Below are 11504 nucleotides of genomic sequence, written 5' to 3' on the forward strand. Positions count from 1 at the left end.
TGCGTGGCGCAGCAGGACGTTTGCCGCCCCACGCCACGTCGCGTTTATGATATCGCCGATATGTCACCTCACCTTGCGACTGGCAGTACGCATATCGGCATCTCGGGCTGGCGCTACCAAGGCTGGCGTGGATCGTTTTACCCGCCCGGACTGCCACGGCGGCTGGAGCTGCAGCACGCATCGCGCATCTTCAACTCCATTGAAATCAATGGGACACACTACTCGCTGCTACGGCCGTCCAGCTTCGAGCAGTGGCGGGACGCGACGCCTGACGGATTCACGTTCGCCCTCAAGGGGTCGCGTTTCATCACGCACATGCTAAAGCTGCGCGGAGCTGAGGGTGCGCTGGCAAACTTCTTCGCGCAGGGCGTCCTTGCGCTTGGACCGAAGATGGGTCCGATCCTGTGGCAATTCGCGCCTCGCTTTGCGTTCGACGCCGAGCGGCTGAGTACGTTCTTCGACCTGCTGCCTCGGACTACGACCGATGTGGCAGCACTGGCGCACGAACACGGTCCCCGCCTGAAAGGCCGCGCCTTCACCGAGGCGCTGGTGAAGCAGCCGGTTCGTCACTGCATCGAGATCCGGCACGACAGCTTTGTATGCCCGGAGTTCATTGCGCTGCTGCGCAAGCACAATATCGGGCTGGTCGTCGCAGATACCGTGGAGTGGCCGCTGCTCTTCGATGTGACATCGGACTTCGTCTACTGCCGTCTGCACGGCTCCGAAGAGCTCTATGCCAGCGGCTACGGCGACGCAGCACTCGATACCTGGGCGAAGCGCGTCGTTCGGTGGGCGCACGGCGAAGAAGCCGAAGACGAGACCGCCTCCAGCAGGCTGCATGGACATCACGCGAGCCCGACACCGGCGCGCAAGCGGCAGAAGCGGGATGTCTTTGTTTACTTCGACAATGATGCGAAGGTGCATGCACCGTACGACGCGCAGGCCCTGCAACGCCGCGTGGAGAAGCTGCACACTGCAAAGAAGTAGCTCCGTCCTAAGACGGAGCTAGCCGTTCTTACACTTGTCTGTCGAACTAAGCAGCGCGGTGCTTCCCACCCAGCTTTAGCAGAGACGCAACGATTGCATCCTGCCATGCGGTGATCTCTTCCTCGCGCAGTGTTCGCTCCGGCGATTGGAAGACGGTACGCAGCAGCAGCGAGTACTCCCCGCGTGCAACGGCCTTGCCCTTCGGGTCGCGAAAAATTTCAATGGGTGCCAGCGAAATCATCTCTGCAATGCCAAGAGTGCTGATTGCGGTTTCGACATCTTTCCACTGAACGCTGTCTGCGAAGAGAAACGAGAAGTCACGCTCGACAGCCTGGTATCGCGATGGTTCTTGCGCGGAGGGCTGGCGCAATACGTATTCGAAGAGTGCCGGGATATTGAGCTCTGCCACAACGGCCGCTTCTTTCAATTTGCGGCGCTCACACTCAGCAGTGCTCAGCTCTCCCAACCATCCGACCGTCACGCCTCCAACGGCAAGACTGGCGCCGCGGCCTGCTTCAATCCACGCGGGAACACCTTCGCTGGAGAAGACCGGGGACGGCATCACGAAGCGTGACAGCAACTCTTCGACAGCGCCTTTCACTTCAAAGAAGAGCGCGTCCGCTGCGTCGATCGTCCGGGTCGCGATGGCATCGCCGAAGGCGCCCAGCGCGAGCGATGGATGTTCGACGACTTGGGCGATCGTGCCGGTGAAGACGGTGCCGTACTCGAAGATGCGTCCCGAACGAACATCGCGTGTGCCATTCAACTGCAGCATGCCGACGGTGCCGGGCAGCAGCGATGGCCGCAGCATACCGGCCTCTGCATTCAGCGGGTTTCCCATAGGCACACCGCTGGTGCCGGGCGCAGCGAAGGTTACGGCATCGGCATCGCTGCAGAAGGTGCTGCTGATGGCCTCGGTCCAGCCGAGTGCACGGAGAATCTCTCGAACCCGGTCTTCCTTTGCAGCATGTGGCAACGCAGCAACGCCGCCGCTAAAGCTGGGCAGCGTGTCTGCGAAACGGTTATAGCCGTAGACGCGCGCGATCTCTTCGATCAGATCAATTTCACGTTCCAGATCGAGGCGCCACGACGGCAACGTGACCTCGAATGAACCCGCGTCTTCCGCAGGGCGAAGATGGCAGCCAAGCGCCTGCAAATACTGCTCGATGACCTCAGGTGGAACAAGATGACCAGACGGGCCGGCCTCAAGCGTAGTGCCCAGCAGGCGCTGCACTTCGTCCACGCTCAGCAGCACATGCGGACGCCTGGTTGTGCGTAGCTCCTGAGCTTCGACGACGACCTCTGTCATCGTGCCGACGGCTTCTCCACCACATGCCGCAATGACACCGCGAGTGACCAGCCGGTTTGCGAGTGCGCACGCGCCAAGATCAGCACCGCGCTCGTAGCGATGCGAAGCGTCCGTATGCAGACCATGCCGACGCGAGCTTGCTCGAATGGCCGCGGGATCGAACCACGCGGCTTCGACGAGGATGTTCTTCGTTTCTTCCGTCACACGCGAATCCCATCCGCCCATGACGCCAGCGAGGCCGAGCGCCTTCTGCTCATCAGCGACGACCAGGTCGTCCTTCGTGAGTGTCTTCTCGCTTCCGTCCAGCAGCTTGATGCGCTCCCCGGCATGCGCGCGACGAACGACGATGCTTCCCTCAAGTTTGTCGAGGTCGAACACATGTGTGGGCTGCCCCATGGCAAGCCACGTGTAGTTCGTGATATCGACTGCGTTGGAGATGGTTTTCTGTCCAAGCTGCTCAAAGCGTGTGGCAAGGATGCCCTCGCTTGCCTTGACCGTTACACCTCGAATCACCTGCGCAGTAAAGCGGCCGCAAAGGTCTTCCGCTTCAATGCGGACCGGGTAGCCGCCAGCAAAGTCACCGGCTGGTGCCGGGATATCGCATGCCAGCGACGGCAGCTTGGCGCCGACTGCGTCGCCCATTTCGGTGTGGACCACACGACGGTCTTCCAGCGTCAGCAAAGGGACGCCGTAAATAGTCGCAGCCTCGCGAGCGATGCCGTAATGGTTCATCGCATCGACACGGTTGGTCGTGATGTCCATCTCGAAAAGATGGCCGCCATCTGCAAGCTCATGCACGCCTTCGACGGCAATGCCGCGCAGCGTGAGATCTTCGGCTAACTGCCGGTCGTTTACTTCGAGCGCGGGAAGATATTCGCGCAGCCAATTCGACAAGATATTCATTGCAATCCTGAGCGCGCTTCGCGCTTATACAAACTGAGACAGAAACCGTAAGTCGCCCGAGTAGAACTGACCGATGTCACCGACGCCGTACTTCATCATGGCGATGCGTTCGACGCCCATGCCGAAGGCGAAGCCACTGATCTTCTTCGTGTCGTACGCGGGCTCCAGGCCGTTCTCGATACGTCGCGCGTCAACTGCGGCGAAGACAGCAGGGTCCACCATGCCGCAGCCCAGCAGCTCGATCCATCCCGAGAACTTGCACTTGCGGCAGCCCTTCTGACCGCAGAAGGGGCAGGATATTTGAACGTCTGCGCTGGGCTCCGTGAAAGGAAAGAAGGACGGAAAGAAGCGCGTCTTCACACTCGATCCGAAGAAGGCCTTCATGGCGTAATCGAGCGTGCCCTTCAGGTCGCTGAAGGTAATGTTCGTGTCGACGCAGAGGCCCTCGACCTGGTGGAAGATGGGCGAATGCGTGGCGTCGCTCTCGTCGTTGCGATGCACCTTGCCCGGAATGACAATGCGCAGCGGTGGCAGGTTTGCCACCATGCTGCGGATCTGCACAGGAGATGTGTGCGTACGCATCAACAGCCGCTCGCGCAGCGGCTTCGACTCCTGCCCGGCGACTACCAGCGTGTCCTGCGTGTCGCGGGCTGGATGATTCGGCGGAAAGTTCAATGCCTCGAAATTGTAGAAATCCGACTCGACCTCAGGTCCGATGCCGACCGAGTATCCAAGCGCAGCGAAGACCGCCGTCATCTCGCGCATGGTGCGCGTCAACGGGTGCTCCACGCCAACGCTGCGGCGGATGCCCGGCAGGGAGAGATCAAGCGATGGGCCACCGCTGGACTTGGCCGATGCAGGTTCGTTCGCAAGTGCGGCTTCGATCTCGTTCTTAAGCGTGTTGAAGCGCATGCCCAGCGACTTCTTCGCTTCGGGCGGCGCGGTCTTCAGCCATGTCTCGCTCAGCAGCTTCAGGCGGCCCTGTTTACGGCCCAGCCAATCGAGGCGAAAGTTCTCCTGCGCCTCGGCTGTGGTCAATTGCGACGTGGCAGAGCGGACCTGGTCAGTCAGCGCGCGGAATGCCTGGTCAAGTGAGGCATCGTCGAACGCGGTCAAAGGTGTGATGGTTTCCGTCATAGTGGCAATGCTCGGCGCGGCCGCAGGGCCTGAGTCACTCAGAGTGATGCGCGTTCTTTCAGGATAAATGACTGCTGTGTGCTTACAGCGAAGCCCAGACAATCGCCGCGGAGATGGCGCCCAGCAGCCAGCTTGTCCTATCGGTAATGGCGTAGACGACGGGATCTTCGTGCAGCTCGCCACGGCTGGCCAGCAGCCACACGCGGCTGATCCACAGGATCAGTACAGGCATCAGCAGCCACAACCGGCCCATATGGCTGTAAAGGTGCGCACCCGTCAGGTTGGAGATGTACATCGACAGGACGACAACCGCGGCAAAGGCGCTACTGGTACCAAAGGAGCGGAGTTGCTCGATATCCGCCGTCCGGTAACCGCGTCCGGAAGCCTTGTCGCGATTATTGGCAATCATCAATTCCAACTCACTGAAACGCTTGACGAAGGCCAACGATAGAAAGAAGAAGATCGAAAATGCAGCCAGCCATTCGGACATCGGGACGCCCGTGGCGCCGGCTCCTGCGAGCAGGCGGACCGTATAGAGACCACTGAGCACGATCACGTCGATCAGCATCATGCGTTTCAGCGCGAACGAATAGGAGAGCGTGGTGATGGTGTAAATGCCCAGCCAGGCCACAAAGCCACTGGGCCCCTTCATCAGGCTCAGATGGGCTGCGCCGCCAGGGAAAGCCCGGTAGATGTAAGGCAGCAACAGGGCCAGCACAACAGAGATCGCGAAGAAGCCGAAGATAATGCCAATGCCGGCGAAGGGGGAAAGATCTCCCGATGCGAACGGTCGAAGACGTTTGCGCGGATGGCGCCGGTCGGCCTCAATGTCCAGCAGATCATTGATGATGTATGTCGCGCTGGCGCAGAACGAGATCGACAGAAAGGCAAGCGTGGAACAAAGGACACTGCGGGCTGAAAGGTCGTGCGCCAGAATGGCCGGCAGGAAGACCAGAATGTTCTTTGCCCACTGATGCAGTCGGATGGCCTTGAGAAAGACCTTGACCATCGGGCGGCGGTCAGTGAACTCGCGATGCAGCACGGTCTTATCGCGTCGGAGTGCCCGACTCAGGGAGCCATGGGGATTAGCCGCCATGGGCTGCACGCTGGCCTGCAGGAGCGTGCGGTCGGGGATCGCATTGCCAATGTAGGTGAAGCCCTCCGGAAATCGCTGCTGAAAGGCTGCAAGCTTATTCGCGCCGGCCAGGTTTAGTGTTCCGTCGGACGCCAGGACGTCGGTGAATAAATCTCCAAAGTGCGCTGCGACCTGATCGGCAAAACCCTTGTCGGCGGCGGTAGCCAGATAAATACGGCGACCGCGCGCATGCTGCTCCTGCAGATATTCGACCAGTGGGCGGTTGTACGGCAGGTGTTCCACATCGATCTGGACACGGCCGGTGATCTCGCGCTTGAAGCTTGCTTTGCCTTTGCTCACCCAACGCGCCCAGTGCAGCGGCGATGCTGGCTGCTGCCGAGCAAGGAGCAACACCGCGTCCACAAGCGTGTCGCTTTTGACAAGGGTACCGTCCAGATCAACGCACAAAGGCACATCGCCGGTTCCGTTGGCAGTCGCGGACAGCGTGTCAGCCACGGGAGTTCGGTAATCGTCCATGCTCAACGGTGTCCTTCGGGGCATCTGGCCTGATTGTTCAGTGGCGGGCGAATTTCATTATAGAGAGGCGCTAAGCGGCGCTTGAATCGCGGTCACTCGTTCTTGAAATACCTCGAAACCATTGGCGGGGGTCCACCGTCATTCCTATAGTCTATGGATTGCCCGGACAATGCTTTGTCCGGCGTCGCCAAACGAACAATTAATACATAAGAAACAAAGTCAGGACGGTCCGCCGCAGATCATGTTGCCACTTTCAAGCGAGCACTCTGCCACTTCCTCGCCCGAGCACCCGGCTTTGCCGGAGCACGCCTCGCCCTCGTCGACAGGTCTGCCGAACGACGCCTCGCAACACCCTGACGCCCCCAAAAAGCGCTCCTGGCTACGGATCGTCATCCTGATCCTGATCGCGGGCACAGTGATCGGCTTCATCACATACCGGCTGATGCATAAGCCAGCGGCAGCCGCCGGTGGTGGTGCTGGCGGTGGACGGCGTGGCGGCGGTGCCGGCGCGATCATCCCAGTGGCCTTTGATGTAGCGCAGTTGCGCACCATTCCCATCCAGCTGACCGCGCTGGGCACCGTGACGGCATATAACACCGTGACCCTGAAGAGCCGCGTCGACGGCCAGATCATGCGCGTGAACTTCACCGAGGGTCAGAGGGTCAAGCAGGGCCAGTTGCTGCTTGAGATTGATCCCCGGCCCTACCAGGCCACACTCGCAACCGCACAGGGCAACCTGGTCCGCGACCAGGCGAATGCGGCGCTGGCACAGGCTCAGGCTCAGCGCTACCAGCAGCTCTACGCTGCCGGTGTCGTCAGCAAGGAGTCGACCCAGACCCAGGAGAGCACGGCCGGACAAGCTGTAGGAACGCTGGCTGCGGACCGCGCTGCCATCCAGTCAGCACAGGTCAACCTCAACTACACGCGCATCACTTCTCCGATCAACGGCGTTGTTGGTCTTCGCCAGGTCGATGTGGGCAACATTGTGACGGCCTCCGGATCGACTGGCCTGGTGGTTATCACGCAGCTTCAGCCCATCTCCGTGATCTTCACCCTGCCGGAAGATCAGCTACCGGCAGTGTTTGAGCACATGCGCGGCGGTCACAAGCTGGTGGCCGAAGCCTGGGACCGCTCCAACTCGACAAAGCTTGCAACCGGGACACTGTTGACCATCGACAACCAGATCGACACCACCACTGGTACGGCGAAGGTTAAGGCTGTATTCGATAACGCGGATAACTCCCTGTTCCCGAACCAGTTCGTGAACATTCACCTGGTGCTTGAGAACCGGCCGAACTCGCTGGTGATCCCGGCAGCGGCTATCCAGACCGGCAATGGGGGCAGCTTCGTTTACGTGATCGACCGGACCCAGCCCCAGACGGCCAGCGGGGCGGCACCAGCCGGACGTACTTCCGGTACCGCCGGTGCCGCACAGAACACGGCAGGCGGAGCAGCTCCGGCGGGTGGCGCGGGCAGTGGGAATACCGGTGCGGATTCGACCGGAGGCGGCGCTGTCGGTGGTGGTCCTGGCGGCGGACCTGCTGGCGGTGGACGTCGCGGCGGCGGCGGTGCCGGTGGTGCCGGCAGCGGCCCGCAGACAAACTATCCCGTCCGCGTGGTTCCCGTCGTCATGGACAGCACGCAGGGCACGGACGTCATTATCAAGAGCGGCCTGAAGGCTGGCGACCAGGTGGTGACGGACGGCACGGAGAAGTTGCAGAGCGGATCGCGCGTGGTGCCTCGTCCTTCTGCCGACATGGTGGCGGCGCGGGCTGCACGCGGGCAGGCTGCTGCTCCGACCAGCACTGGGTCGGGCGCAGGCGACTTCTCCAACGGCCAGGGCTCGAACGTCGATACCGGTGCGGCTGGTGGAACACGGCATCGCGGCAACGGCTCTGCCCCCACAGACAGCACTGGCCTGACGACGAGTCACGGCCCCAACGACAACCGCAGCGAACATGGCACAGGCGCAGGAACTCCGGGCACCGGCGAACACCGCCGTCGCCCGGCCGGCGCTGCGCCAGCACAATAGTGGGCGTGACCGGAGGCGCTTTGAAGCGCATCCGGTTACGTCTGTTCCACACGCGTTACGCGATCTGGACGATCTGGCTCTTCGCGAGCGAGATGGTCCAAAGCGAAGCCTGAACCTTCAAAGATGACCTCGCGATGGAACGGCAGCGGCTCGATGCCGGATGCCGGAAGACTGCAAGTTTTTGAGACGCCGTTGCGGCGATTCTCAAGCCGACACGCCAGTACGATCTGAGCTGCCGGCAGAACCGATTCGCAGACCTGCCATGTGTCCGAACAAACGGTTCTTCGGACGCACGGCCGGCCCGCTTTACCCTCTCTCCGGAGCCTCCGCGTATGAGCCCGTCCCGGCCATTTATCCTCCGTCCGGTCGCCACTGCCCTGCTGATGATCGCCATCCTGCTGGCTGGCGGCGTCGCCTACACGCAGCTGCCAGTCTCAGCGCTGCCACAGGTCGACTACCCAACCATCCAGGTTCAGACGTACTACCCGGGCGCGTCGCCGGCCGTGATGACCTCGGCCGTCACCGGTTCGCTGGAACGGCAGTTTGGCCAGATCCCCGGCCTGACGCAGATGACCTCCGTCTCCTCCGGTGGCGGGTCGATCATCACGCTGCAGTTCAACCTGAGCGAGTCGATTGACGTGGCACAGCAGGATGTACAGGCAGCCATTAATGCGGCACAGGCGCTGCTGCCAAAGGATCTGCCAAACCCGCCAATCTACAACAAGGTCAATCCGGCTGATTCGCCGATCCTGACGCTGGCCCTGACCTCGGACACGCTGCCGCTGACCAAAGTTGAGGATCTCGCCGACACCATTCTGGCGAACAAGATTTCGCAGCTCTCCGGCGTGGGCCTTGTGTCGATCGCCGGCGGACAGAAGCCCGGCGTCCGTATCCAGGCCAATCCGACCGCGCTTGCCGGCTATGGCATGTCCCTTGAAGACCTGCGCACCGTGCTGGCTGCGGCGAACGTCGACCAGGCCAAGGGCAACCTGAACGGACCGAAGCAGGCCTTCACCGTGGGTGCGAATGACCAGTTGCTCTCCGCTGCCGACTACAACAGTGTGATCGTCGCCTACCGCAACGGATCGCCCGTGCGCATGAGCGATGTCGCCACTGCGGTCGATGGCGCGGAAAACAGCTTCCAGGCTGCCTGGATGGGCCGCCGCGACGAAAATGGCGAGACTTACACCAAGCCCGCCGTCATCATCAACGTGCAGCGCCAGCCCGGCGCCAACATCATCGGCGTGGTTGACCGCATCGAAGCCTTGCTGCCGAAGCTACAGGCAACCCTGCCTGGATCCGTCAAGCTGGAGACTCTTACCGACCGTACCGGCACCATCCGCGCCAGCGTTTCCGACGTGCAGTTTGAACTGATGCTGACGATCGTCCTCGTCATCGGCGTCATCTTCCTGTTCCTGCGCTCCTGGCGCGCGACGATCATTCCCGCAGTCGCCGTTCCGTTGTCCATCGTGGGTACCTTCGGCGTGATGTACATGCTGGGCTACTCGCTGGACAACCTGTCACTCATGGCGCTGACCATCTCCACCGGCTTCGTGGTCGATGACGCTATCGTGATGGTCGAGAATATCGACCGCTACATTGAGGAAGGCCACTCGCCGCTGGACGCGGCGCTGATGGGTTCGGAGCAGATCGGCTTCACCATCGTCTCGTTGACGGTCTCGCTGATCGCCGTGCTGATTCCGCTGCTCTTCATGGGCGATATCGTCGGCCGCCTCTTCCGCGAATTCGCTGTGACGCTGTCCGTCACGATCCTCGTCTCCGCCGTAGTCTCGCTGACGCTTACGCCCATGATGGCGGCGAAGCTGCTGAAGCACACGCCCGAGAGCGCAAAGGGCAAGTTCTACAAGGTCACCGAGGGTTACTTCAACTGGGTCATCGACCGTTATGCCACTGGCGTCCGCTGGGTGCTGCGTCACCAGACCCTCACGCTGCTGGTCACTCTCGCCACCTTTGCGCTGACACTGTTCATGTACATGGTTGTGCCGAAGGGCTTCTTCCCGGTGCAGGACACGGGTGTGATCCTGGCGATTACCGATGCCGCACAGGACATCAGCTTCTCCTCCATGAGTCAGCGCCAGCAGGCACTGGCGCATGCGATGCTGCAGGATCCTGACGTGGACTCACTCTCGTCCTTCATCGGTATCGACGCAACCAACAACACCCTGAACTCCGGCCGCATCCAGATCAACCTCAAGGATCGCGAAGATCGCAAGTCCAGCGCCGTGGAGATCATCCGCCGCCTGCAACCGAAGCTGGACAAGATCGACGGCATCAAGGCCTACATGCAGCCGCTGCAGGACCTTACCGTGGAAAACCGCGTCGCCCGTACGCAGTATCAGTATTCGGTGGAAGACGCGAACAGCCAGGAACTCGTCGAATGGTCTGACCGCATCCTGCAGAAGTTCAAGACGCTGCCTGCGCTCGCGGATATCGCGACAGACCAGACGACGCAGGGCCTGGAAGCGCAGCTGGTCATCGACCGGGACACCGCATCACGCCTCGGCATCACGCCGCAGAACATTGACGACACGCTGGACGACGCCTTCGCGCAACGCCAGGTGTCCACCATGTTCACGCAGCAGAATCAGTACCACGTGATTCTCGAGGTAGCCCCGCAGTGGCAGAAGAGCGTGACCGCGCTCAATGACATTTACGTGAAGAGCTCCACCGGCACCCAGGTTCCGCTGTCTGCCTTTACACATCTGGTGCAGACGCCGGCGACGCTGGCCATCTCGCATGAAGGCCAGTTCCCTGCTGTAAACCTGTCGTTCAACCTGGCGCCGGGCTACAGTATCGGCGACGCTGTAGACCAGGTGCGCAAGGCGGAGAAAGAGCTGAATATGCCTCTCTCCGTGAACGCCAACTTCCAGGGCACAGCGGCATCCTTCGAAGCATCGCTCTCCAACGAGCCCATCCTGATCCTGGCCGCATTGGTGACCGTGTACATCGTTCTGGGTGTGCTCTATGAGAGCTACATCCACCCCATCACGATTCTCTCCACTCTGCCATCGGCGGGCGTTGGTGCCATCCTCGCGCTGCAGGTCACTGGCACCAACCTCTCGGTCATCGCGCTCATTGGCATCATTCTTCTCATAGGTATCGTGAAGAAAAACGCCATCATGATGATCGACTTTGCGCTTGAGGCTGAGCGCGAGCATGGCAAGTCGCCGGAGGAGTCTATCTACGAGGCCTGCCTGCTGCGCTTCCGTCCCATCATGATGACCACCATGGCGGCGCTGCTGGGCGGCGTGCCGCTGGCCTTCGGATCGGGCACGGGCAGCGAGCTTCGCAGGCCGCTGGGCATCACCATCATCGGCGGCCTGATCGTGTCGCAGGTACTGACGCTGTTCACCACGCCCGTCGTCTACCTATTCTTCGACCGCATCGGTCGCAAGTACCTTGGCACTGACAAGGCAGATGCAGAGATGCAGAAGCACCTGCACGAAGCCGAGCCGCAGTACGCACACGGCGACTAACGCAGCTACGTCCAACATTCCAGACGA

General features: G+C 61.3%; 6 protein-coding genes. 3 read left to right on the top strand and 3 right to left on the bottom strand.

Annotated features, from left to right (window positions below; all coding sequences use genetic code 11):
* The first annotated feature begins 60 nt into the window (after positions 1 to 60).
* Positions 61 to 987 carry a DUF72 domain-containing protein gene (locus BLW03_RS07545; protein ID WP_074653103.1) on the top strand — a complete coding sequence of 309 codons (927 nt, stop codon included), beginning with the start codon at positions 61 to 63 and terminating at the stop codon, positions 985 to 987.
* Between the two features lie 46 nt (positions 988 to 1033).
* On the opposite strand, the gene pheT is transcribed toward BLW03_RS07545, so the two are convergent.
* The 3 genes from pheT to BLW03_RS07560 all read right to left on the bottom strand — a co-directional run bounded on the left by pheT (position 1034) and on the right by BLW03_RS07560 (position 5948).
* The gene (gene pheT, locus BLW03_RS07550) at positions 1034 to 3199 is read right to left on the bottom strand and encodes a phenylalanine--tRNA ligase subunit beta (RefSeq protein ID WP_074653105.1); all 2166 of its coding nucleotides are present in this window, start codon (positions 3197 to 3199) and stop codon (positions 1034 to 1036) included.
* Positions 3200 to 3223: 24 nt separating this feature from the next.
* Positions 3224 to 4336, bottom strand: coding sequence for a phenylalanine--tRNA ligase subunit alpha (pheS, locus tag BLW03_RS07555; RefSeq protein WP_074653106.1), 1113 nt, complete (start codon positions 4334 to 4336; stop codon positions 3224 to 3226).
* A gap of 82 nt (positions 4337 to 4418) precedes the next feature.
* On the bottom strand, positions 4419 to 5948 hold the full coding sequence (locus BLW03_RS07560; protein ID WP_074653108.1) for a UbiA family prenyltransferase: 1530 nt from the start codon (positions 5946 to 5948) through the stop codon (positions 4419 to 4421).
* A gap of 241 nt (positions 5949 to 6189) precedes the next feature.
* On the opposite strand from BLW03_RS07560, the gene BLW03_RS07565 reads away from it, so the two are divergent.
* Positions 6190 to 7980 carry an efflux RND transporter periplasmic adaptor subunit gene (locus BLW03_RS07565; RefSeq protein ID WP_074653110.1) on the top strand — a complete coding sequence of 597 codons (1791 nt, stop codon included), beginning with the start codon at positions 6190 to 6192 and terminating at the stop codon, positions 7978 to 7980.
* A 332-nt stretch (positions 7981 to 8312) separates the two neighbouring features.
* On the top strand, positions 8313 to 11477 hold the full coding sequence (locus tag BLW03_RS07570) for a multidrug efflux RND transporter permease subunit (protein ID WP_074653111.1): 3165 nt from the start codon (positions 8313 to 8315) through the stop codon (positions 11475 to 11477).
* The last annotated feature ends 27 nt before the right edge of the window (positions 11478 to 11504 follow it).

The sequence above is a fragment of the Terriglobus roseus genome, assembly GCF_900105625.1.
Taxonomy (GTDB): domain Bacteria; phylum Acidobacteriota; class Terriglobia; order Terriglobales; family Acidobacteriaceae; genus Terriglobus; species Terriglobus roseus_B.

Bases quoted from the DNA above. Each gene is read 5' to 3' on its own strand.
- BLW03_RS07565 (WP_074653110.1), top strand. From the start codon at position 6,190: ATGTTGCCACTTTCAAGCGAGCACTCTGCCACTTCCTCGCCCGAGCAC.
- pheT (WP_074653105.1), bottom strand. From the start codon at position 3,199: ATGAATATCTTGTCGAATTGGCTGCGCGAATATCTTCCCGCGCTCGAA.
- BLW03_RS07545 (WP_074653103.1), top strand. From the start codon at position 61: ATGTCACCTCACCTTGCGACTGGCAGTACGCATATCGGCATCTCGGGC.
- BLW03_RS07560 (WP_074653108.1), bottom strand. From the start codon at position 5,948: ATGGACGATTACCGAACTCCCGTGGCTGACACGCTGTCCGCGACTGCC.
- BLW03_RS07570 (WP_074653111.1), top strand. From the start codon at position 8,313: ATGAGCCCGTCCCGGCCATTTATCCTCCGTCCGGTCGCCACTGCCCTG.
- pheS (WP_074653106.1), bottom strand. From the start codon at position 4,336: ATGACGGAAACCATCACACCTTTGACCGCGTTCGACGATGCCTCACTT.